The following is a 23259-nucleotide window of genomic DNA, read 5'->3' as shown; positions in this document are numbered from 1 at the left end:
CTAAACCCGCCCATTGGCAACCTGGAAACTTCCCTAGCAAAACAAAAACCGGGCAGCCGGCAACCGATCGTAATCGATCACCGCACTGCCCGGTCGGGAAGCTCCATTTTCCAACCACGCGACGAGCCGGTTGGAGGAAGTCGTTTGGTCAGACAGTGACCACCGGGATGTCCTTGAGCATCTGCAGCCCCTTGGTGGCCTCTTCCTGGTACTCCTCGATCTCGTTGAAATTGAGGTAACGGTAGATCTCTGCCGACATCGTGGCCAGGTGGGCAACGTATTCCTGGTACTCCTCGACCGACGGCAGCTTGCCGAGGATCGCGGTCACCGCGGAGAGCTCGGCCGACCCCAGGTAGACGCGCGCGTCCTTGCCCATGCGGTTGGGGAAGTTGCGCGTCGAGGTCGACATCACCGTCGCCCCGTCGGCCACCCGGGCCTGGTTGCCCATGCACAGCGAACACCCAGCCATCTCGATGCGGGCACCCGCACGGCCGAAGATGTTGTAGTAACCCTCTTCGGAAAGCTGGTGCTGGTCCATGCGGGTCGGCGGGGCGATCCACAGGCGGGTCGGCACCGAGCCACCGTAGGACTCGAGCACCTTGCCGGCCGCACGGTAGTGGCCGATGTTGGTCATGCACGAACCGATGAACACCTCCTGGACCTCGTCGCCGGCGACCTCGGACAGCGGCTTGATGTCGTCCGGGTCGTTCGGGCAGGCCAGCAGCGGCTCGGTGATCTCATTGAGATCGATCTCGATGATCTCGGCGTACTCGGCATCCGCGTCCGGCTCCAGGAGTTCGGGATTGTCGAGCCATTCCTGCATGGCCTCGATGCGACGGCCCAAGGTGCGCTTGTCCTCGTAACCCTGGCTGATCATCCACTCGAGCAGCGTGATGTTGCTCTTGAGGAATTCCTTGATCGGCTCGGGCCCGAGGTGAACGGTACAGCCATTGGCCGAGCGCTCGGCCGAGGCGTCGGCGAACTCGAAGGCCTGCTCGACCTTCAGATCCGGCAGGCCCTCGATCTCGAGTACGCGGCCATTGAAAACGTTCTGCTTGCCCTTCTTCTCGACGGTCAGCTGGCCACTCTGGATCGCCTTGTAGGGAATCGCGTTGACCAGGTCACGCAGGGTGATGCCCGGCTGCATCTCACCCTTAAAGCGGACCAACACGGATTCCGGCATGTCCAGCGGCATCACGCCCAGCGCGGCGGCGAACGCCACCAGGCCGGAGCCCGCCGGGAAGGAGATGCCCAACGGGAAGCGGGTATGCGAGTCGCCGCCGGTACCCACGGTATCCGGCAGGATCATGCGGTTGAGCCAGGAGTGGATCACGCCGTCGCCTGCTCGCAGGGAAACGCCGCCGCGGGTGGAGATGAATTCCGGCAGTTCGTGCTGTAGGGCGATGTCCACCGGCCGCGGGTAGGCGGCGGTGTGGCAGAACGACTGCATGACGAGATCGGCCGAGAAGCCCAGGCAGGCCAGTTCCTTGAGCTCGTCGCGGGTCATCGCGCCGGTAGTGTCCTGGCTGCCGACGGTGGTCATCTTCGGCTCGCAGTAGGTGCCCGGGCGCACGCCCTCGACACCGCAGGCACGGCCGACCATCTTCTGTGCCAGCGTGAAGCCCTTGCCGGTGTCCGCCGGCTGCTCGGCGCGCAGGAACACGTCGGACGGCTCCATCTTGAGCGATTCGCGTGCCTTGCCGGTCAGGCCGCGACCAACGATCAGCGGGATGCGGCCACCGGCGCGCACCTCGTCGGGCAGCGTGCTCGGGCGCATGTTGAAGGTGGTGATCACCTCGCCGTTCTTGAGGATCTCACCCTTGAACGGACGGATGGTGAGGACGTCACCGGTCTCCATCGAGTCGACGTCGCACTCGATCGGGAACGCGCCCGAGTCCTCGGCGGTGTTGAAGAAGATCGGCGCGATCTTGCCGCCGAGCACCACGCCGCCAGTGCGCTTGTTGGGCACGTGCGGGATGTCACGGCCGATGTGCCACTGCACCGAGTTGATCGCGGATTTGCGCGAGGAGCCGGTGCCGACCACGTCGCCCACGTAGGCGATCTTGTGGCCGGACTCTTTCAGCTTCTTGATGGTGTCCAGCGCCTCGGGCATCTTCGACTGGAGCATCGAACGGGCGTGCAGCGGGATGTCCGGACGGCTCCAGGCCTCCTGGGCCGGGGAGAGGTCGTCGGTGTTGGTCTCGCCCGGCACCTTGAGGACGATCACCTCGATCTCGTCCTCCAAGGCCGGCTTGGCCTCGAACCAGTCGGCGTTGGCCCAGGAGTCGAGCACCCGGCCGGCATTCTTGCTGCCCTCGCGGTACTTGTCCTCGACGTCACGGAAGGAGTCGTAGACCATCACCAGCTTGGAGAGCGCCTTGACGGCGTCGTCGCCCACGACCTCATCATCGAGCAGCTCGATCAGCGGATCGACGTTGTAGCCACCCATCATCGTGCCCAGCAATTCGACCGCCTCGTGGCGATCGAGCAGCGGGGAGTCAGCACGGCCGTGGGCCAAATCGGCCAGGAAGGCGGCCTTGACGTAGGCGGCCTTGTCCACGCCCGGCGGGACGCGCTGGGAAAGCAGGTACTTGAGCTCGTCGTGCTCCACGTCCGCCGGCGGGTTCTTGATCAGCTCGATCAGTTCGGCGGTCTGCTCGGCAGTCAGTGCCAGCGGCGGAATGTCCTGCTCGGCACGTTCGGCCTTGTGTTCGCGATAGGCTTCAAGCATGGGTGATCCTCAACGGCTTGTGATCATGAATTCGGGGAACCTCGAAAAACCGGCTGTGCCGCGCGATTGCTACGTCGCGTGCTCGCTCCTCGCCTAGCTGGCGATATGTCTCGTTCCTCGCTCCGCGGCTCCTTGTGCTGGGGCGACTCGTGAACGGTTTTTCGAGGTTCCTTGTGTTGTTCGTGTGTATTCGAGCCGGCCCAACCGGCCGATCGCAATGATTCGAAGACGCGGGATTCTATCAAATCCGGCGCTCTCCTTCGGCCCAATGACACTTCACAGCTTTCCCTGCAACCGCAACCGGTCGAGCCAGAGCAAGGCGATCACCGGCGCGGCGGCCACGATCCGCCCGCCCTCGACGTCGGCCAGCGCCTGCTCGATCGGTACCACCCGCACACGAATGTCCTCGTGCTCGTGGTCGAGACCGAACCGCCCATCGACCAAACCATCGCCATCGCGATCGATCTGCCCGGTGTTCACTCGCGCCAAGAACAGGTAGATGCTCTCGGTGCTACCGCCCGGGCTGACCCAATACCGGGTCAGCGGATACAACTCGTCGATCGCGAGCCCGGCCTCCTCGTCCGATTCGCGGCGGGCGACGTCCTCGGCCGACTCGCCCGGCTCGATCATGCCCGCGACGATCTCGGCCAACCACGGACCGGCCGGGGCATCGAGCGCCCCGGGACGGAACTGCTCGATCAGCACCACCTCGCCCCGCTCGGGGTCGTAGGGCAGCACGGCAACCGCGTGGCCACGCTCGAAAATCTCGCGCTCGATCGGCTCCGACCAGCTGCCATCGAAGTATTCGAAGCGCAGCCGGTAACGCTGCAGGGAGAAAAAACCCCGGTACAGGGTCTCATTGGCCAACAGGTCAAAACGCATTGGTGGTGGCTCCTGCTACCATCCTCGGATTAATCAGACTGGCACAACCTATCCGAACCGCCGACAGGCGGCTTGCGTCAAAGCCGCTCGGCAGACGGGTGGGTTATCCAGAATCTCAAGACTAGCCTACATTTCGGCGAGCACGCTCGCCCGGCCGACGGATGCCATGAACACGATTCTCACCCTGCTCGAACCCCTGATCGGGCGCGAAATCCAGATCGGCGACCAGCGCGGCACGGTTATCGAGATCCACGACGAGCCGCCGGCGCTGATCATGCGCGCCGAGGGCAGCGCCGATGCGTTTCAGGTCGATTACCTCGGCCGCCCCCGCTCGATGACCCAGCCGACCTGGACCCAGCCGATCACCGGGGAGTCGGGCCGCGGACTGCACCCCGATCTTCAACGGCAACTGCCCCGGGATACGGCCGTCGCCCTGAACGATTTCATCCAGTCGCAGCAGGGCTAGTTCCATTCCCGCCCACAACCACTTACCGCCCGACAAGGAGTCACGCCCCATGGGAAACGTAGTTTCGACGCGCGGCGCTCGCGCCCTCGCCTTCGGCCTAGCGGCCGGTCTGCTTGCCCCAATGGCGCAAGCCGCGCCCACCCCGCCGAGCGACACGCACTGGCGCCTGGCGAACGTCGCCGGGCTGGACAGTATCGACCCGTCCATCACCGACCTGGTGGTCGACACCGAGGGAAATCTCAGCGGAGTCGCCGGTTGCAACCAGTACCGTCGCCCGCTGGCCGATGACGGCTATGGCGAGCTTGCCGTCACGCGCAAAAGCTGCTCGGACTCGCAAATGGAGCAGGAAGCAGCCTTTCTCCAGGCACTCGAACATACCCGGGAGTGGGACACCGACGGCGAGCGTCTGCTGTTGCGCGACGCGCAGGGCCGCACGCTGGCGATGATGCTCGAGCCGATCACGCGGACCTACCATTTCGACTGCCAAGGCCAATCAGTGGTCTTCGACGTCATCCGTCGTGGCCAGATCCGACTCAGCGTGGATGACGAGACCGTCTTGATGCAGCGCGAGGAAAGCGCGTCAGGCTCGCGCTACCGTGACGAAGACGGCGAGATGACGTTCTGGGGCAAGGGCACCGAGGGCCGCTTCACGCGTGACGGCGAGACCCGTGAATGCCAGCAGGTCCCGCCCCCCGACGCCCATTCGATCAACGACTGATCGGGCTTACTTCACCGCATCAAACGCCTTCCGGGCCTCCGGCAGGTCGATCGCCTGCTCGAACATCCGCGCCCAGGGATCGCCTTTTTGGCCCAGGCGGCGGAAGAGGTTCTCGAGCGTGTAACCGTCCGGACGCAAGTCACCCTTATCGAGTTCGACCCAATCGAGTGGTGTGGCCACGGGCGCGCCGGGGCGAGCCCGAAGGGAATACGGTGCCACGGCCGTCTGACCGAAGGCATTGCGCATCACGTCGAGATACAAGCGCCCGTCGCGGGCCTCGATACGCTGCTCGGTGGTGAACTCGTCGGGATGCTCGGCAACTAGGCGCTCGGCTATCCGCGCGGCCAGATCGCGTACCGCATCGAAATCCGAGAGGGGCTCGAGTGGCGCGACCACGTGCAGGCCGGAGGAGCCGGTGGTCATCACGAACGGCGAGAGCTGGCAGTCGCGCATGAGCGCGGCAACCCGTCGTGCGGCGCGTTTCAGCAATCCCATGTCGCCGTCGGGCGGGTCGAGATCGAAGATCATCAAGTCCGGCCGGCCGATCGTCCCGCGTCGGGCCGCCCAGCGGTGGAAGGTGAGTGTTCCCTGGTTGGCGAGAAAGGCCAGGCAGTCGGCATCCTCGCAGAGCATGTGCTCGACCGATCCGGTCGGCTCGTCGTGACGGATCCGCAGACTACCGACCCGATCGCCGAAATGCTCGGCCCGTGCCTGTTGAAAGAACCCGTCGCGGTCGATGCCATCGGGAAAGCGGTGCAATGTCAGCGGGCGGCCTTCGAGGTGCGGCAGCATGTACTCGGCCACCCGACGGTAATAGCCCACGATGTCCGCCTTGGTCCATCCCGCATCGGGATAGAGGATCTTGTCAGGGCGGGAAACTTCGCTCGGCGCAGTCATGCCGACGTCTCTTGCTGCCGAATCTCGTCCAGCGTCCGATCGCTCTTGACCGATCGCGTCTCGGTGGACACCGGGTTGCGGCGGGCATCAGCCGCCTCGTCACGCATCTTGATCAGCAACCACTGCGGCTTGTCACCGCCCTGAATGCGCTTGAACGCGTAACCGCCATGGATCTTCTCGCCGTCGAGCCACACCTCGATCAGGCCCTGCCTGAGCCCGTCGGCCACCGATTGCCCTTCGTCGAGGTTTCGGTACGTACCGCGATCCCAGACCATCACCGTTCCCGCGCCGTAATCGCCCTCCGGGATCACTCCCTCGAAATCGGCGTAGTCGAGCGCGTGATCCTCGACCTCGATGGCCAGACGCTTTTCGGACGGATCGGTCGACGGCCCCTTGGGCACGGCCCAGGACTTGAGCACCCCATCGACCTCCAGACGCACATCGAAATGGCGCTGGCTCGCGTCATGCCACTGGATGACGAAGTCGCGCGGCTTGTCTTCGGTACGTGTGCCCATGGCATGGCACCCCTCTCGATGGTGGACGTTCGCATTGGCCGCATCGAGTAAAGCAGTCCTCATCGCCGACTGCCGAGCCGGTTTCGATACCCACGCTATGTGTTTATCTTATGGAACAATTTATTTGTTTATGGGTCGGACCATTTAGTTCGCCTGTTCACGGGCGGCAAAGCCATATCTAGATCGACGAGGTTTTCCCATGCGATCAACCCTCCTTACCACCCTTCTTGGGACTTTCCTGGTGACCGGTGCCGCCCATGCCGGACACGCCAACCCCTGGGCCACTCCGGAAGACGACCTGCTGATGCAATACCACGACGAGAATCTGGAACAGAGCGAGGACACCCCGGGCGAAGACGAAATGCTCGGCGTGATGGACCAGGGCGCCTACGGCAAGCTGGACGGCTCACCGACGACTGTTGCCCCGGGGGCCGGTGCCGGCGTGGGTGGCGGCAACCCCGGGGTAGGCGGCGGCCGCTGATCCAAACCCCGGAAAAGAAAAACCCAGGAAACGAAAAAGCCCGCGCGGATCATCCGCGCGGGCTTTTTCGTTGTGTGGCGTCCCCAAGGGGATTCGAACCCCTGTTACCGCCGTGAAAGGGCGGTGTCCTAGGCCTCTAGACGATGGGGACCTAGTTGAAAGGTCGGAGCCTACCCGACCAATTGATCACGTTTCAAGGTGACCAACAAGTAGGGCAGCACGCGTGACACGCACTGCCCGACCATATGGCGTCCCCAAGGGGATTCGAACCCCTGTTACCGCCGTGAAAGGGCGGTGTCCTAGGCCTCTAGACGATGGGGACCTGATTGGCGCGCCCGGGAAGATTCGAACTCCCGACCTTCTGGTTCGTAGCCAGACGCTCTATCCAACTGAGCTACGGGCGCTTTGGCTCCCCGAGCTGGACTCGAACCAGCGACCCAGTGATTAACAGTCACTTGCTCTACCAACTGAGCTATCGGGGAATACGTCTCTCGACGTGGGGCGGCATATTAATGATCCACCCGGGGTGCGTCAACACCCGGGGCCATAAAAATGCGGCCATGAGCGCCCTGCCGGGCTAAGCCCTTGATACGCGGCCCAGGCAGGCGCGGGTGACCCGGCAATGAAGCCCTCGCTCACCGGCCGCGGTGCCACTCGCCCAACGGGTCAAACGAAAAAGGCCCGGCGATGCCGGGCCAGCAGGACGTCACACACCACGTGATGGCGTGGCTATCGGCAGGCTGATCAGAGGAACTCGAGTTCCATGGCCACCGCTTCGGCGCCCTTGCGCGCGCACATCTCGTCGGTCTCGCCGGAGGGTGCGCCCGAGACACCGATCGCGCCATAGCTCTTGCCGCCGGCCTCAATGGTCACGCCACCGGCACCGAACATCAGGCCCGGCACGTGACCCAGGGCACCGGCACCGCGATCCTCGATCGCCGAGGTGGCCGAGTTGAACGACATGGCGGTGTAGGCCTTGAGCTTGGAGATGCGCAGCGTCAGGTCCGGCGCAAGCACGTCGCGCAGCACGACCTGCTCGTTACCGCCACGGTCAACCACCGTCACGCCAACCTGGATGCCCTCGTCCCGGCAGGCCTCCATCGTGGCCTGGGCGGCCTTCAGAGCCATCTCCATCGACAGGCGGTCGACACTGATGGTCGCCGGCTGGTCGGAAGCGGCCATGGCGGCATTGCCGGCCAGGGCGAGCCCGGTCGCGACTACCGCATGACGAATCGCGTTCTTCGTGAATTGCATGGGAATCCCCTCTTGCGTTGGTCTGGTGGTTGTTGTCGTTTCGGGCTCTGTCGGCCCGATCTTCTTTCGGATCGGCTTACGCCTGATCCAGGGTGGGGTAATCGATGTACCCCTTTTCTCCTCCACCGTAGAAGGTCGAGGTGTCGGGTTCATTGAGCGGCGCATCACGGCGGAAACGCTCGACCAGGTCCGGGTTGGCGATAAATGGCACGCCGAAGGCCACGGCCGCGGCGTGACCCTGCTCGACGTCACGCTCGGCGCGTGACTGGTCGTACTGGTAGTTGCGGATCACCGCCCCGTCGAACAGCGGCACGAGATCGGCGAGATCAAAGGCGGGACCCGCCTCGCCCGGGGCGTCCTCGCCCATCCCGGCAATGTGCAGGTAGGCCAGTCCGAAGGCATTGAGCTCGCGCACCACGTAGGAGAAGGTGCCCCAAGGATCGCTGTCGTACATGCCGTTGAACGGCTGCAACGGCGAGATGCGTACGCCGGTGCGCTCGGCGCCCGCGACCCGGATCACTGCCGAGAGCACCTCGCGCAACAGGCGCATGCGGTTTTCCAGCGAGCCACCATAGCGATCGGTACGCTTGTTGGTGCCGTCGCGCAGGAACTCGTCGATCAGATACCCGTTGGCCGCATGAACCTCCACCCCGTCGAAACCGGCGGCCAGCGCACGCTCGGTGGCCCGGGCGTACGCCTCGACCAGTTCGGGGATTTCCTCGGTTTCGAGCGCACGCGGCGTCTCGAAGGGTTTCTTCTCACCCGATGGCACGTAACCCTCGCCGTCGATAGCGATTGCCGACGGCGCCACCGGCAGCTTGTTGCCAGGCTGGAAGTCAGAGTGCGAGACCCGCCCGACGTGCCAAAGCTGCAGGACGATGCGCCCGCCCGCGTCATGCACGGCCCGGGTAATCATCTCCCAGCCGGCCTGCTGCTCGTCGCTGTGGATGCCGGGCGTGGCCGGATACCCCTGCCCTTCCGGAACGACCTGGGTGGCCTCGTTGATGATCAGACCGGCCCCGGCACGTTGCCGGTAGTAGGTGCGCATCATCTCGTTGGGGACATTGCCCGGCACGGTTGCTCGACAACGGGTCAGCGGCGCCATGATGACGCGGTTGGGCAGGGACAGGCCACCAAGGGTGACCGGGGTAAGCAACACGGAATCCTGACTCATGGAACCTCGAAGACGTTATGACCGCCGACACCGGCACGTAATCGAATCCGGGGCCGGCAAAAGAATTTGTTGAGGAAACTCTGCACGGTTCGATGGCATCTCTGGCTCGCGGGTTTGTTCGCAATCCAGGCGCCGGACCGAAGACGGGCTCGTTGCCCGTCGAGGGACGGCAACGCCGAGTGCGGACAAACCCGCAAGCCCCGTCCGGGCGGACCTCCAAGGGCCCATCTGCGGCGTTGCAGACCTTGTAAAGGGCGACGGCCCTTCACGGCGGACTTGCGCCTTGCATCTGAGCCCTTGGAGGTTCCGCAGAGACGTCATCGAACCGCGCAGAGTTTCCTTAGCCGGCTAACTTGTAGTCCACATGGCCGTCGAATGCCAATCGGATAGAACGCCTCAGTGCCGAGTAGGCGCCCCATCTACCTCCTGAACCAGGATCCACGGCGGAGTGACCACGGCCCACAGGGTCGACTCGCCCGCCGCCCAACGTCGCGCGGTGTCGGTGTCGAGGGCCTCGATCTCGCCGGCCTCCTGCCAGGCACCGACCGATTCGGCACGGTCCCGGACCACCGCCATGGCGACGTCGACGAGATCCAGCGTTGGCGCAATCTTCAGGATCTGACCCTTGGCAAAGAAGCGTTCGAGCTCCGCCCACTCGATCCGGGCGGTTTGTCCGACGAGCTCCGCGTAGAGCGTTTCGTCGTCGAGCGACTCCGGCCCGGTCTCGGGGAGATTGGAGGAGATTTCTGTCATGATCTGCCCTTGTTCAATGTATTCGGAAAGGAGAGCCTGCGATGGCAAAGCGCCGGCGTTCGGAGCCTGACCGCTCGAGCTACCTCAACCACCGCAGCCGCATTGAGCCGATCACGGCTCCCGATGGCTCGGCCGTGCGCGAACTGTTGCATCCGTCCCGTCACGCCATCGAACGCCTGAGCGTGGCGGAGGCGACCGTGGAACCGGGACGCGCGACCCGGCTGCACCGCCACCCCATCGCCGAGGAGGTCTACCAGATCCTCGACGGCGCCGGTGTGCTGGAACTGGGCGACGAGCGGCTGGCGGTGGTGCCGGGTGATATCATCCGGATTGCCCCCGGCCAGCCGCACCGGATCGAGACCAGAAGCGACGTCCCGCTGCGGCTGTTGTGCATTTGCCAACCGGCCTATTCCGACGAGGATACCGAATTCCTCGACACCCCCGACTCCAGCGACGGCACCACCTGAACGACATGGTCATCCAGCGCAGCACACTCGAATTCCTGATCATCACCCTGGTTCTGGGCAGCATCATGGCCGCCACCCTCTGGCTGGGTCACGGCGCCGGCGTGCTGTTCCTGGTCGGCTGGGGCATAGCCGGCTTCATCTATCTCAAGCGCAAGTCGCCCCGCGCCAAGCCAGCTGACGACGAACCGGCCGACTGACTCAGCCCGCCCCGTCCTCGGCCATCAACCGACGTACCCGCTCGAGATCCGCGTGGGTATCCACCCCGGCAGGCGGCGTAACCTCGGCAATCTCGATGGCGATGGTCTCACCCATCGACAGGGCGCGCAGCTGCTCAAGCTTTTCCAGTCGCTCGATCTCCGGGCTACCCGTCGCAACGAAGCGCCGCAGGAACCCGGCCCGGTAGGCGTACAAGCCCAAGTGACGGAAACCGAACAGGCCCGCCTCGCCCGATTCGGGCACCCCATCGCGGTGAAACGGTATCGGCGCGCGCGAGAAGTACATCGCCTCGGCGCGCTCGTTGGCGACCACCTTGACCGCGTCGGGCGAGAGGAACTCGTCGCGCCCGGTGATCGGCACCATCAGGGTCGCCATTGCCGCCTCGGGCTTGGCACGCAACAAATTGGCCACCTGAGCGAGTAGGACGGGAGGCATCATCGGCTCGTCACCCTGCAGGTTCACCACTACCGTGTCGTCGGGAAGCTCGAGGTGATCGATCACCTCGGCCAACCGGTCGGTGCCGGACTCATGGCCCTCGCTGGTCAGCACTGCACGCGCGCCAATCTCACTCGAGGCCTCCTGGATGCGTTCGTCGTCGGTGGCGATGACCACGTTTTCGCCACCGGCCGCCACGGCGCGCTCGTAGACCCAGTGGATCATCGGTCGACCACCGATGTCCGCCAGCGGCTTGCCCGGCAGGCGGCTGGAGTCATGCCGCGCCGGGATGATGATCCAGTCGTTCTCGGCCATCATGAGCCCGTCTCTCCATTGGCCGGATGTTTCTTGCGCCAGGCCTGGTATTCCTCATCGGACAGCCGGCGGGCCTCGTCCTCAAGCATCACGGGGATGCCGTCACGGATCGGGTAAGCAAGATGGGCCGAAAGCGAGATCAGCTCGCCGTTCGGCTTGTCGTAGATCAGCGGCCCCTTGGTCACGGGACACACCAGGATATCGAGCAGCTTCTTGTCCATCGACGGTTTCACCTTGTGGAGTGGTCGGGGCGGTGCCGGCGTGCAGCCGGTCGCACCGGGGACATCATGATTGCAGCCTTTTCAGGGTATTCTCGAGCAGCGCCGGCGGCAGATCGACGCCGCCCCGCACGACCAGCACCTGCCCGGCGCGCGTTGGTATCTCGGGCCATTTGACCGCATCCTTCTCCGTCATGACAACCGGGCGGCCATCGGCCAGCCACGCGCGGGCCTGCGCCCCTGTCGGCGCGGCGTGATCATCCAGCGGATGGGTCTCGATCACCGCCCCCTGCGCCTCGAGCATGCCGAAGAAACGTGCCGGGTTGCCGATGCCGGCGAGCGCGATGAACGCTTGCCCGGCCAGGTCCGTGATCGGGTGTTCGGTACGATCGAACAGGTCGACCAGACCCTGCGGGCGGAAATCGATTCGCCAGGCGGGTACCCCGCGTGTGCCCGCCCCGTGACGGGACGGCTCGTCTCCGTTGACCAGCACCGCATCGACCTCGTCGAGCACCGCGGGTGATTCGCGCAACGGGCCGGCAGGCAGGCACCAGCGGTTTCCGAGCCCGCGCTGGCCATCGACCACCACCCATTCGATCGTGCGCGCCAACCGGTGGTGCTGCAGCCCGTCATCGCTGACGATCACGTCGACCTCCGGGTAGCGGGCCTTTAGCTGTCGGGCGGCCTCGCGTCGGTACGGGTGAACCACCACTGGTGCGTGGGTCCGTCGATGGATCAGCCAGGGCTCGTCCCCACAGCTCGACGGATCGACTGCCTCGGCAAGATCGACCGGCTCGATACCCACCTTGACGCCGAACCCTCGACTGATCACGCCGGGGGTGTGGCCCGCGGCACGCAATGCCTCGACCAGCGCGATTACCACCGGTGTCTTGCCCGTGCCGCCGACCGTCAAGTTGCCGACCACGATCACCGGGCATTCCGGGACCCGGCCAGACGCCCGACGACGTCGTCGGGCGGCCTCGGCACAGACCATCCGACCCAGGGGCCAGAGCGCCCGGGCCAGCAGGCCGCGTCGTTGCCAGAAATCGGGGTAACGCATCAGTCGGTCTGATCGGCGAATTGCAGCCGGTACAGGCCGGCATAGGCGCCATCGGCGGCCAGCAGTTCGTCGTGACGTCCCTGCTCGACGATCCGGCCACCCTCCATGACCACGATGCGATCGGCGTGCTCGATGGTCGACAGGCGGTGGGCAATGACCAGCGTGGTCCGCCCGCGGGTGAGGTTTTCGAGCGCCCGCTGGATAAAGCCTTCCGAACGGGTATCGAGCGCCGAGGTGGCCTCGTCGAGCAGCAGGATCGGGGCATCGCGGTACAGCGCCCGGGCAATCGCGATCCGTTGACGCTGGCCGCCGGAGAGCAGCACCCCGTTCTCGCCGATGTTGGTCTCGAAGCCCTCGGCCAGTTGGTCGATGAACTCCTCGGCAAACGCGGCCTTGGCCGCCTCGCGCACCCGGTCCATGTCGAAGTCCGACCCGTCGGCATAACCGATGTTCGCCGCGATGGTGGTGTTAAACAGCACGGTCTCCTGCGAGACGTAGGCGAACTGTCGACGCAGGTCGGCCAGCGGCAGCTCGTCGTGGCGATACTCGTCCAACCGAATCGCGCCCTGCTGAATCTCGACGAAACGCGGCAAGGCCCCCATCAGGCTCGACTTGCCCGCCCCGGATTGACCGACGAAGGCCACGGTCTCGCCCGCAGTGATCTCGAGTGACACGCCGCGCAACACCCAATCGGGGTCATTCCGCTCGGCCGGGGCCGGCTCACGGTAGCTCAACCAGACATCCTCCATCGCGATCCGGCCCGTCACCCGGTCGACCGACCGGGTGCCCGATTCGGATTCCCGCGGCTCGTCGAGCAAGGCAAACAGGCTCTCGCCGGCGGCGATGCCCTTCTGGATGATGGCGTTGAGGTTGATCAGGCGCTTGGCCGGCGCAAGCGTCATCGCCAGCGCGGTGATGAACGAGACGAAGGTGCCGACCGTGATGTCGTCCATGCGATCACCACTGGTGGCGAACCAGACCACGCCGGCTACGCCGATGGCGAGCACGAACTGGGTCAAGGGAGACGAAGCGGCCTGCACCGCCTGCATCTTCATGAAGGCACGGAAGTTGTACTGGTTCTGGCGATCGAAGCGGGCGCTCTCGTAGTCCTCGCCCCCGTAGAGCTTGACCACGCGATGGCCGCTGATCGTCTCCTCGGCAACGTGCGAGACCTTGCCCATCGACTCCTGGATGCGCCGGGCGTAACGACGGAAGGCGCGCGAGATACCGGCCACCATGCCCACCAGGATGGGCAGCAGGACCAGGATGAACAGCGTCAGCTGCCAGGAGAGATACAGCATCCACACCAGCAGCCCGATCACGGTCACGCTGTCGCGGATCAGGATGGTGAGCGCCTTGGAGGCGGCCTCGGAAACCTGCTCGCTCTGGTAGTTCAGCCGGGTGAGCACCTCGGTCGACGGCACCCGGTCGAAGTAGCGCGGCGGGAGGTGCAATACCTGGGCGAAGGTATCGTGGCGCAGATCACGGATCACCGAGCGCCCCACCCAGGCCATGCCGTAATTCGAGGCGAATTCGCCGATCACCCGGAAGACGAACACCCCCAACAAGGCCAGCGGCATCCAGGTGACCAGGGTCGGGTCGCGCTCGACGAAGCTGCCGTCGAGCAGCGGCTTCATCAGCGCGGCAAAACCCACCTCGGAGAGCCCCGCGACCACCATGCCGATGATCGCAATCACCAGCACCCGCATGTAACGCCAGGTGTAGTTGAGCAGACGCCGGTAGGTTTCCCAGCCGGCCGCGGCGTGAGCTCTCTGATTCAGCGAATCGGGATTCATCGTGGCGGTGTCGTCCCCATGCCGATCTTCTCGACGCCGGCGCGACGGGCCTGATCAAGCACCGTCACCACCCGCTGGTTGACCACGTTGGCATCCGCCCAAAGCACCACCGGTCGACCGTCATTGGCAATCTCGGCCAGCACACGCGGCAAGTCCTGCTCGGAGACGCGTGTGCCGTCGATGGCGATCTCACCGCGGGCATCGAGTTCGATGACGTGATTCTTCAGTTCGGCGCGTTCGCTGCTGCCCGATTCGGACACCGGCAAGTCCACCTTGAGAGTGCGGTCGTGGACGAACGTCGTGGTCAGCATGAAGAAGATCAACAGCATGAAGACCACGTCAATCAACGGAATCAGGTTGAGTTCGAGCGGTTCGCGCGGTCGCTGACGGAAATTCATGCCGCCTGCCTCCGGCCCATCCCCGCCGGGTGGATCATGTCGACCAGGCGAATCGCCTCGGCTTCCATGTCGATCACCAGCTCGTCGATCAGGCCACGGAAATAGCGGTGGAAGATGAAGGCCGGCACCGCGACCATGATGCCGGCAGCGGTGGTGATCAGGGCCTTGGCGATGCCGCCGGCCAGCAGCTCCGGGGCGACCGCGCCGGCCCCGCTGTGGGAAGTAATTGCCTGGAACACATCGATAATGCCGATCACCGTCCCGAGCAGACCGAGCAGCGGGGCGATCAACGCGATTGTGCCCAGCGTGTTGAGATAGCGCTCCATCTGGTGGGCGACATGCCGGCCGGCATCCTCGATGCGCACACGCATGCTCTCGGCCGAATGGCTCCCGGCCAGACCCTCTGCGAGGATGCGGCCCAGCGGCGACACCCGACTCAGCTCGTCGAGCCGCGCTGCCGTGATGCCGCCGTGGCCTTGCCAGGAGCGGACCATTCCGACCGGGTCGCCGCCCATAATGCGCCCGCGGCGCAGGGTGTAGAGACGCTCGAAGATGATCGCCATGGCGATCACAGAGGCGATGATGATGGGCAGCATCATGCCGCCGCCGGCCAGAACGAGATCAAGCATGTTCGTGGTGGGTCCTTTTCCGTGGATTGAGGTTTAGTCGGTAATAGCGAACCGACCCGATCCGCCGACGCATCGACACGGGCCGGTCATGTCGGGTACTTCAGAACGGCGAGATCTGCTTGCCTTCAGGCCAGCGCACTCGGTAGCCGAAATCGATTTGCCAGGGCTCGTCGGGCGACAGCTTGCGCTCGTAGGCCCAGACCCCCTTCTGGTCGTCGAACTGGCGTTCGGCCGGCGTGTCGGTTTCCGCCAGCGGCTCCACCACGATATCGGCATCCAGCGGTGTGGGCATCCGCATCAGCACCACCACCGGCACGGCCGCCTGGTGCCGGCTGGTGACAGTGACCTCACGGCGGCGTTCGATCTGGTGGAACTTGCCGATTAGCCCATGACCCGCTCGCTCGTCCGGCGGGGCCTGGTAGTCGACGACCAGCCGGGGGTCGACGCCGAAGCTCAGCTCGACCGGCTCGTCGGGCTTGAGGGCTGGCCGGGAGAGGCTCGACTGTTGCTGGCCGTCCCGGTGGACTTCCCACTGACCGGCCGGCAATGGATTGACGATATTGGGGACGAAGCGGCCGACCACCACCGCATCTCGATCGGTTTGCGGGGCGACCCGCAACGAGATCTCGGCGTCGAGCGGCTGTTCCAGCACTACCAGGCTCACCCCGCCCTCGCCGCTGGGAATCGCCGCCGGCTTGTTCACGGCGATTCGCGTGGCAAAGCCGGTCTCGTCTTCGACGCGTCCCGCCTCGGCAAGGCCGGCCGCGTCGGCCCGCATCAGCGAGCTCTGGGCCATCGGTCGAATCGGCGCACCCTCGTCCGGGTCGATAAACCCGATGGTCAGCGGCGAGAGCTCCGGCACGGGGTAGAAACGGCGCTGATCACTGGTGACCAGGGTCATCGGCACGGCCGGCCAATCCTCGCCCGTCTGCTGGTGCACCCGGGCGGTCATACGCCAATCCACCAGCTGCTCGGTGGTATCGAGCCGCGCACGGTAGATCGGCTCCCAGCCCGCGTTCTCGACACGATACTCCAGGCGCAATGCCTCATCGCCCGGCTCGAGATCGGCTTGATCGAGCGCCACCCCGATCCGCCAACCGGGCGCCTGCCCGGCCAACTCGTCGAGAGCGGTGCGCAACGCGTCGATATCCTCGTCAAACGACGCCTGACGATCGAGCAGCACTCGACGCTCGTCGGTCAGTCGCGACATCAACTCATCCACCGGGCCGTTATCACGCCACAGCCCGGCGAGATCCTCACCGGTGGGCGACAAGGCCGCCAGTTGATCGCGGGCGATCCGGCGGCGCAACGTGTTCTCTTCCAACTCGACCGCCAGCCCGCGGGCCTCGGCCTGCACCTCTTTCAGGCGGTTGGACAGGCGCTGATAACGCGGTGTCTCACGTGTGATCTCACGCTCGAGACGAACGCCGGCCTCGCTATCGACCACCGGCCCGGCCACGCGCAGGGAGTCGCCGTCGAGGTCCGCCGGCAAGCCGCCGATCCAGAGCCGACCGCCCTCTTCGGGCGCCGCCCGGCGGAGGGCTGACGACTCGGCCTGATCGAGTTGCTCGAGAGATTCGACCGTCAGTGATCGAACCACCCATGCCCCGGCCGGCGCCACCGTCAGTTGCTCGATGGCCATGGCATGGTCATCGACCGACTCGATCAGCGTCTCGATCTCTGGCGAGACGGCCGCCTGCGAGACGGTCGTCCAACCCAGCAACGGCAGGGCGCAACCCAGCAGCACGCCGGCACCGGCGCGTTGCCAAACGCTGACGACAAGATGGCGACCGATCGCCTGATCAGCCATGGTCCGGCAACTCGTCGAGTACTCCACCACCAGCGCGACGGATTCGCACCGCCTCGGCCAGACGATGGATAACGGCCCGGCTGTCATCCCATCCGATACACGCGTCCGTAATGCTCTGGCCGTAGGTCAGCGGCTTGCCGGAGACCACGTCCTGGCGACCGGCAATCAGGTGGCTTTCGATCATCGCGCCAACGATGCCGGCATTTCCGCCTGCGATTTGCCCGGCAACATCCTCGGCCACCTGGATCTGGCGGGCATGCTGCTTCTGACTGTTGGCGTGAGAGAAGTCGATCATCAGCCGCTCGGGCATTTCGGTCTGACGAAGCTGCTCGAGCGCCTCGCTGACACTCGCGGCATCGTAGTTGGTGCTGCGCCCACCACGGAGAATGATGTGGCAATCGGGGTTGCCGCTGGTGGCGAAGATCGCCGAGCGACCCGCCTTGGTCACCGACAGGAAGTGGTGCGGGCGGGCCGAGGCGCGGATCGCGTCGAGTGCCACGCGCAGGCCGCCATCGGTACCGTTCTTGAAGCCGACGGGGCAGGAAAGCCCCGAAGCCAGTTCACGGTGGACCTGCGATTCGGTGGTCCGCGCCCCGATCGCACCCCAGGAGATGGAGTCCGAGATGTACTGCGGGCTGATCAGGTCGAGGTATTCGGTGGCCGTCGGCACACCCATCTCGGCCAGGTCGACCAGCAGGTGACGGGCCACGCCCAGTCCCTTGTTGATGTTGAAGCTGCCGTCCAGATCCGGATCGTTGATCAGCCCCTTCCAGCCCACGGTGGTCCGGGGCTTTTCGAAGTAGACCCGCATCACCAGGAAGACGTCCTCCTTGACCTCCTCGGCCAGCTCGCGCAACCGGGCGGCATAGTCCCTCGCGGCGTCGACGTCATGGATGGAGCATGGCCCCATCACCACCATCAACCGATCGTCACGACGATCGAGAATGTTCTGGATGGTCCGGCGCGCGTGGTCGACCGTCTCCGCCCCCTGTTCCGAGAGCACGTACTCGGCCCGGAAGACCTCGGGTGGGGTCAGCTGGTGGATCTCCTCGATGCGCAGGTCGTCGGTCTGTACGGTCATCTTTTCTCAACTATTCGGTGTGGCCGCCGGCGGCACGGCCGGGCGGGGATCAGGGCCCCATGGTAAAGGCCAAGCGCGATTTGCGCCATGGTCGCAAAGGCAAGTCAATTCCTGGTGGCAAAGACGTCCGGGCGATGCAGATCTCGCACAGGAAAGCGTTCGCGCAGACCGCCAAGCCAGGGGTAGTCCAGTTGGGCGAACCGCAGGCAATCTGCCTGCTCGCCGGCATCCTCCAACACCCGCCCCCAGGGATCGACGACCAGGCTGTGGCCGAAGGTCTCGCGACCGTCGGCATGGCGCCCGACCTGCGCGGGGGCTACCACCCAGGCGCTATTCTCGATGGCGCGCGCCCGCAGCAGCACGTGCCAGTGCGCCTCACCGGTCGGCCGGGTAAAGGCGGAGGGCAGACAGAACCAGTCCGCGCCGGCCGCCGCAAGATGAGTGAACAGCTCGGGGAAACGCAGGTCGAAGCAGGTCGCCAGCCCCAACCGCCCTGCCGGGGTATCGACGACCACCGACCGATCGCCGGCGACGAAGGTGTTCGACTCACGATAGCTCTCGCCATCCGGCAACACCACATCGAACAGATGGATCTTGTCGTAGTGCTCGACCACCTGGCCCTGGGCATCGATCACCAGGGTTCGCGCCGCGACCCGATCGTTGTCCTCCGGAGCGTCGGGGACAAACGGCAAGGTGCCGGCGACCAGCCAGACGCCCCACTGAGCCGCCCATGCCGACAGATCCCGAACCGCCCGCGGCGTGTCGGTCGCGGCCATCGCAATCAGCTCGCGCGGGTCGGATGGCATCGCGAGCAGGTTTTCCGGCAGCACGACCACGCCGGCGCCGCCGTCCGCCGCCTCGGCGATCAATCGATCGACGACCGGGCGATTGGCATTCCAGTCGGCCCGACCATTGATCTGTACGACAGCGACAGTCGGTTTCGGCTCGCTCATGGTGTGCCCCCTCGCGTGACCTCGGGCTGTTCGAATGATCCCCCGATATGGTAGGTGACCGACGGCTCTGGGGCCTTGTCCAACTGCCGGAAGGTCTCCTGCAGGGCCAGTACGGCCCCGCCGACGAGCGGACCACCGGCGACCGTGCCGATCAGCGGCAGTAGCATGCCGAAATCGGCATAGATGCGCGCCGTCAGGTCAAGGCGGCGATCGACCAGCTGCAGTTCGCCGTCGATCAGCGCGCTCAACGACGGGTTGATCAGTTCGAGCGGATCGACGATCAACCGTCCGCGGTCAAGACGCCAATTCCCAGCCAGTGTCTCGAAGTACAGCCCTTCACGGGTCACATCACGGAAATCGAAACGCAATCGATCGGTCAACGCCCCCAGGCTCATCAACCCGACCAATCGGCCAGCGCCGGGATCAATGCTCTTGAGCTGCCCCTCGGAGAGAAGGAAACGACCATTGCCGGCCGACCGACCGACATGGAAACTCGTCGGACTGCCCGGCCAGGCAATGGTCACCTGCCCCTCCTCGACATCGCCGCCCTGGATGGGCGAATAGCCGTTGATCGCCTCGATCGCCGCGCCAAGATCGTCACCCTCAAGAGATAGGGACAGACGCGTCCGCTGTCCCTGGGGGGCTTCGCTGACACCATCCTCGACCCGACCACTCCCTGCGACGGTCAAGCTCGGGACCGGCTGCCACTCGACCCGGTCGATGCGGTAATGACTGTTCTCGGGCCGGGCCTCGACGCTCAACCGGCCGAGCCGTAGTTCGTCGACGGTCAGGGCGTCGACAGTGAAACTCGCGGCCGGAAGTGTGGCCAGGCCCCAGGCCTGTGGGGGCACCGGCTCGCTGTCCTTCGATGCCGCGTCGCGGTGCAAGCGCAGCCGGTCAAACCGCCCCTCCAAGGTGCTAGTGGCCGTGGCACGCCCGGTCGCGAAACGCACCTCCCCCCGGTTCTCCTCGCCCGAAATGCCCAGCCACCAGCCATCGGCACGGGTCGACCAGCCGGCGGTCACCCCGTCAAGCCACCAGTCGCCGAAGACAAGCCGATCGATGCGGGCGTCGACCCACCAGGTATCACCAGGCTCGGTGCTGCCGCTACCCGAACCACCGCTCGACTCGACCGATGCCCACCAGTCGAGCCAGGGATCGACCGCCAGCTCGCCGAGGGTCAGGCCGATACGATGTGTCGCCGACTCTCCCTCGCCGGTCGACTCGCCGTCCTGAGGCCGGTTGCCGAATTGGCTTTTCGCCAGCGAACCGCCCTCATCGAAGCCCAAATCGGCACGCCAGGTCTGGGTTCCCTCCAGACGCGCGGACAGCGCACGCAGCCCCCCGTTGCGCACGTCCACGTCGACCGTCAGCGGCCAACTGATCGGCTCGGGCTTTTCCAGCGGGGCCGGGAGGCGGCTCCGCCAGCCGACCAGACCACTTTCCACCCGGATCCCGACTCCACCGCCCCCACCGTGAGGGATGTCGACGCGCACGCCGACGTCCGTCTTGCCTTCAAGGCTGTCGATCAGCGCCCCCGCGACCGGCGTCTCGCCGGCCGCCCCCAGCACCGTCGAGAGCCCCGTCGGCGTAAAGCGGGTATTGGCCTGGATTCGGGTGGCGGCCCGGTCGGCAAGGGGATTAACGCGTGCGCGGAACGACTCGCCGAGAAACTGTCCCGAAAGCGCATCGGCGGTAAAGCGCGTGTCCGAGAAACGCAGCGGACCGGAGACGTCCTCGAACACGAACCGACCATCGGCGACCGATAGCCGATGACCGGCAAACCGATAGGCCCCGGACGCCGAGGGCGGCGGTGAGCCCGAGGTCAGGCCGATCAGCACATCCAGCGTGAACTGCCCCTCGCCACGCCCCGAGAATCCGGCCAGCGCCCCGGCGTCGATCAACGGGGTCTGTCCAAGGCCTTCTAGGAGCGCATCGATCGCCACCGGCCGGTCGACCGCTATCTGCAGCTTGGGTTCGTCGAGATCGAAAATGCTCACGCGCGAATCGCCGACCGGCACCGGCCCAACCTGCCCCCGCTCGACATCGACGTGGTACTGCTTGTTGACGAACGCCATGCTGCCGCCGGCCTCGGTCAGCGCCGGCCAGCCCGGTCGATAGGGCAACGTCACGTCGTGGTAGTCGAACACGATCGAGAAGTAACCCCCACCGTCGGTAAAGGGCGCTCGAGCCGGGTCACCATGGAAGATGAAATGCCCTCCGTCGATGCGACCTTGCGCCCCATCTCCCTCGAGCGCGGCATCCAGCCAGTCGAGCGTCTCCGAACCGATCACGTGGCGCGGCAGGTAGCCTGGGGCTCGGCGCGTGTCGTCAACGGTAAAACCGCTGTCAATTCCGAGATAGCCCGGCTGCTCGCCACTGGCCTGCCGGTAAAAAAACCGCCCGCGCACACCCAGCCCGGGAGAATCCAACACCAGATTCGGACTGAACAGCGACAGCCCGGCCGGGGTTTGATCACGGGCTCTGAGCGAGTCAACCGGGTCCAACCAATAAAGATCCCCCTGCAGCCGATCGATGCTCACCGGTTCGCGGAACATCCCCGGCACGGCAAGGACGAGATCCCGTTGGTCGATCCGGGCCAACCAGCCGCCGGGCTGTCGATACAGGGTGAGGTCAGCACCGCCACGCCCCGCGCGGGTACCGATGACCGGTCTCAGCGGCACGCCGGTGGTGTTCCCGAAGCCAGCGAGGTCGAGAAAGCCTTCGACCAGTTCACCGTCGACGAAGCGCAGGCGCACGTCGCGGGCCTGACCGCGCGGCACGTTCTGGTCGAGCAATTCGAGAAAATCGGTCGGCAACGGCGCGGCGGCCAACCAGACGGCCAGGTGGCCAAGATCGGCGTGGTCGGTGGAAAACAGGAGCTCGTCGCCGATCGCGCGCATGCGAACGAACTCGGTAGGCAACGGCTCCTCGCGCGAGGGCCGGACCTTCACATCCTCGGCGTCGAGATGCCATCCCTCGGCATCGCGCCCCCAGGCGAGCGTCGCCGAAACGCGATCCAGTGACGCCTGGCTGGCATCGTCCTCGCGCAGTAGCTGCTCGCGGGTGACGGCGAGATTGCGCACGTCCGCCTGCACCGTCAGATCGGTCAATCGGGTCTGCTGCCAGTCGAGCCACAGTTGGCCGTCGAGACGACCGGAGTCGATGCGCGGCATACCCACCTCGCAGCGGGCCGGGTTGCCGTCGCCGGGACAGCCTCCCAACGTGCGCCGTACAGTGGGGCCGCCGTAGCGATCAAGACGCTGTTGCACCTGGGGGAGCTTCCAGTCGCTCACCTGCAGGAACAGGGACACCCGGCTCTGCTCACCGAAGCGGCCCTCGCCGGCAAACCGCATCGGCTCGTCACTGACCCCGGCCAGACGGGCGTCCCCCGACCCACGCCACTGATCGCGGTCGAGTTCAGCGGCGAGGCTGAAGGTTAGCCGATCGTCACGACCACTCGGATCGCGAAACTCCACCACCGCCTCGCGCACCGACAGATGCCCGAGGCGAGCTAGCTGATCTTCCACCTCGGCCCAGGAAATCCGCTGGCCGGTCACGCCGGCGCGGCCCTCCAGGGAAAGATCGGCCACCGACCAGCCTTCGCGGTCACGGATCAAGGTGAAGCGGGGGGCATCGAGGGTGATCTTGTCGGCCACCAGGCGCCATTCGGTCAGGCTGCGCCACCAGGATAGGCCCAGGCTCAGGGCGTCGGCACGCGGGCCGGCATCAATGCGCACGTCGCGGAAGATCACCTGTGGCTGGTAACCCTGCCAGCGCAGATCCAGGCTGCCAAAACGCACCGGCACGTCGAACGCCTCGCTGACGACCGCCTCGAAGTCCGGCTGGTAGCGCTCCACCCAGGGCAAGAGTGCGCGGGAGACGGCACTGAGTGCGGCGACCAGGACGAGCAGCACGGCAGCCGCCATCAGCAGGCGTCGAAATACCTGCCGCAGGCGTCGTTCGCGTTTTACGCTGTTCTCACCGCTCACCGGCCTCTCCCGCGTGCC

The 23259-nt window shown here is 65.6% G+C and carries 22 protein-coding genes and 4 tRNA genes; 5 read left to right on the top strand and 21 right to left on the bottom strand.

What is annotated here, in order from left to right; translation table 11 throughout:
* Positions 1-148: 148 nt before the first annotated feature.
* The gene (acnB, locus tag D5687_RS07880) at positions 149-2731 is read right to left on the bottom strand and encodes a bifunctional aconitate hydratase 2/2-methylisocitrate dehydratase (RefSeq protein WP_125199227.1); all 2583 of its coding nucleotides are present in this window, start codon (positions 2729-2731) and stop codon (positions 149-151) included.
* Positions 2732-3007: 276 nt separating this feature from the next.
* Positions 3008-3613: an NUDIX domain-containing protein gene (locus tag D5687_RS07875; RefSeq protein WP_125199226.1), complete on the bottom strand. Its 606-nt coding sequence runs from the start codon at positions 3611-3613 to the stop codon at positions 3008-3010.
* A gap of 166 nt (positions 3614-3779) precedes the next feature.
* On the opposite strand from D5687_RS07875, the gene D5687_RS07870 reads away from it, so the two are divergent.
* Positions 3780-4079, top strand: coding sequence for a hypothetical protein (locus tag D5687_RS07870; RefSeq protein ID WP_125199225.1), 300 nt, complete (start codon positions 3780-3782; stop codon positions 4077-4079).
* Between the two features lie 49 nt (positions 4080-4128).
* Entirely contained in the window at positions 4129-4797 is a 669-nt protein-coding gene (locus D5687_RS07865) for an META domain-containing protein (RefSeq protein ID WP_125199224.1), read from the top strand.
* A gap of 6 nt (positions 4798-4803) precedes the next feature.
* Here the strand turns inward: D5687_RS07865 and ligD are convergent, their stop codons facing one another.
* Positions 4804-5694, bottom strand: coding sequence for a non-homologous end-joining DNA ligase (gene ligD, locus D5687_RS07860; protein ID WP_125199223.1), 891 nt, complete (start codon positions 5692-5694; stop codon positions 4804-4806).
* Positions 5691-6209, bottom strand: a complete 519-nt coding sequence (locus D5687_RS07855; protein ID WP_204742168.1) for a DNA polymerase ligase N-terminal domain-containing protein — start codon at positions 6207-6209, stop codon at positions 5691-5693. Before D5687_RS07855 ends, ligD begins: the two co-directional genes overlap by 4 nt.
* A gap of 199 nt (positions 6210-6408) precedes the next feature.
* Between D5687_RS07855 and D5687_RS07850 the strand changes: the two genes are divergently transcribed.
* Complete coding sequence (locus tag D5687_RS07850) at positions 6409-6690, top strand: hypothetical protein (protein ID WP_125199221.1); 282 nt, start codon at positions 6409-6411, stop codon at positions 6688-6690.
* A 75-nt stretch (positions 6691-6765) separates the two neighbouring features.
* On the opposite strand, the gene D5687_RS07845 is transcribed toward D5687_RS07850, so the two are convergent.
* The 7 genes from D5687_RS07845 to D5687_RS07815 all read right to left on the bottom strand — a co-directional run bounded on the left by D5687_RS07845 (position 6766) and on the right by D5687_RS07815 (position 9871).
* Positions 6766-6841, bottom strand: a tRNA-Glu gene (locus D5687_RS07845).
* A 95-nt stretch (positions 6842-6936) separates the two neighbouring features.
* A tRNA-Glu gene (locus D5687_RS07840) sits at positions 6937-7012 on the bottom strand.
* Between the two features lie 5 nt (positions 7013-7017).
* Positions 7018-7094 (bottom strand) — tRNA-Arg (locus tag D5687_RS07835).
* Between the two features lie 2 nt (positions 7095-7096).
* Positions 7097-7172: transfer RNA gene (locus D5687_RS07830), tRNA-Asn, on the bottom strand.
* Between the two features lie 262 nt (positions 7173-7434).
* Positions 7435-7944 (bottom strand): heme-binding protein, encoded by a 510-nt coding sequence (locus D5687_RS07825; protein WP_192894162.1) that lies wholly within the window; start codon positions 7942-7944, stop codon positions 7435-7437.
* Positions 7945-8020: 76 nt separating this feature from the next.
* Positions 8021-9118, bottom strand: coding sequence for an alkene reductase (locus tag D5687_RS07820; RefSeq protein WP_125199220.1), 1098 nt, complete (start codon positions 9116-9118; stop codon positions 8021-8023).
* A gap of 396 nt (positions 9119-9514) precedes the next feature.
* Complete coding sequence (locus D5687_RS07815; protein WP_125199219.1) at positions 9515-9871, bottom strand: DUF2288 domain-containing protein; 357 nt, start codon at positions 9869-9871, stop codon at positions 9515-9517.
* 41 nt (positions 9872-9912) lie between these two features.
* On the opposite strand from D5687_RS07815, the gene D5687_RS07810 reads away from it, so the two are divergent.
* Both D5687_RS07810 and D5687_RS07805 read left to right on the top strand, forming a co-directional pair.
* A complete protein-coding gene (locus tag D5687_RS07810; protein ID WP_125199218.1) occupies positions 9913-10338 on the top strand; it encodes a cupin domain-containing protein in 426 nt (141 codons plus the stop codon).
* 5 nt (positions 10339-10343) lie between these two features.
* The gene (locus D5687_RS07805) at positions 10344-10535 is read left to right on the top strand and encodes a hypothetical protein (RefSeq protein ID WP_125199217.1); all 192 of its coding nucleotides are present in this window, start codon (positions 10344-10346) and stop codon (positions 10533-10535) included.
* A 1-nt stretch (position 10536) separates the two neighbouring features.
* On the opposite strand, the gene kdsB is transcribed toward D5687_RS07805, so the two are convergent.
* From kdsB to D5687_RS07755, 10 genes are all read right to left on the bottom strand, one after another.
* Positions 10537-11307, bottom strand: a complete 771-nt coding sequence (kdsB, locus tag D5687_RS07800) for a 3-deoxy-manno-octulosonate cytidylyltransferase (protein WP_370271311.1) — start codon at positions 11305-11307, stop codon at positions 10537-10539.
* A complete protein-coding gene (locus D5687_RS07795) occupies positions 11304-11525 on the bottom strand; it encodes a Trm112 family protein (protein ID WP_125199216.1) in 222 nt (73 codons plus the stop codon). Before D5687_RS07795 ends, kdsB begins: the two co-directional genes overlap by 4 nt.
* Before the next feature lie 64 nt (positions 11526-11589).
* Positions 11590-12582: a tetraacyldisaccharide 4'-kinase gene (gene lpxK / locus D5687_RS07790; protein WP_125199215.1), complete on the bottom strand. Its 993-nt coding sequence runs from the start codon at positions 12580-12582 to the stop codon at positions 11590-11592.
* Positions 12582-14378, bottom strand: coding sequence for a lipid A export permease/ATP-binding protein MsbA (gene msbA / locus D5687_RS07785; protein WP_125199214.1), 1797 nt, complete (start codon positions 14376-14378; stop codon positions 12582-12584). Before msbA ends, lpxK begins: the two co-directional genes overlap by 1 nt.
* Positions 14375-14776, bottom strand: coding sequence for a biopolymer transporter ExbD (locus tag D5687_RS07780; RefSeq protein WP_125199213.1), 402 nt, complete (start codon positions 14774-14776; stop codon positions 14375-14377). The genes msbA and D5687_RS07780 overlap by 4 nt, the downstream gene beginning before the upstream one ends.
* A complete protein-coding gene (locus D5687_RS07775; RefSeq protein ID WP_125199212.1) occupies positions 14773-15405 on the bottom strand; it encodes a MotA/TolQ/ExbB proton channel family protein in 633 nt (210 codons plus the stop codon). Before D5687_RS07775 ends, D5687_RS07780 begins: the two co-directional genes overlap by 4 nt.
* Positions 15406-15505: 100 nt before the next feature.
* The gene (locus tag D5687_RS07770) at positions 15506-17215 is read right to left on the bottom strand and encodes a DUF4139 domain-containing protein (RefSeq protein WP_158611815.1); all 1710 of its coding nucleotides are present in this window, start codon (positions 17213-17215) and stop codon (positions 15506-15508) included.
* Positions 17208-18296 carry a 3-deoxy-7-phosphoheptulonate synthase gene (locus tag D5687_RS07765; RefSeq protein ID WP_125199210.1) on the bottom strand — a complete coding sequence of 363 codons (1089 nt, stop codon included), beginning with the start codon at positions 18294-18296 and terminating at the stop codon, positions 17208-17210. Before D5687_RS07765 ends, D5687_RS07770 begins: the two co-directional genes overlap by 8 nt.
* A 104-nt stretch (positions 18297-18400) precedes the next feature.
* A complete protein-coding gene (locus D5687_RS07760; protein ID WP_125199209.1) occupies positions 18401-19249 on the bottom strand; it encodes a carbon-nitrogen hydrolase family protein in 849 nt (282 codons plus the stop codon).
* Positions 19246-23241: a YhdP family protein gene (locus tag D5687_RS07755; protein WP_125199208.1), complete on the bottom strand. Its 3996-nt coding sequence runs from the start codon at positions 23239-23241 to the stop codon at positions 19246-19248. The genes D5687_RS07760 and D5687_RS07755 overlap by 4 nt, the downstream gene beginning before the upstream one ends.
* Positions 23242-23259 lie beyond the last annotated feature (18 nt).

Source organism: Guyparkeria sp. SCN-R1 (assembly GCF_003932495.1).
Lineage (GTDB): Bacteria > Pseudomonadota > Gammaproteobacteria > Halothiobacillales > Halothiobacillaceae > Guyparkeria.
This window is presented reverse-complemented; position numbering and strand designations above follow the sequence as displayed.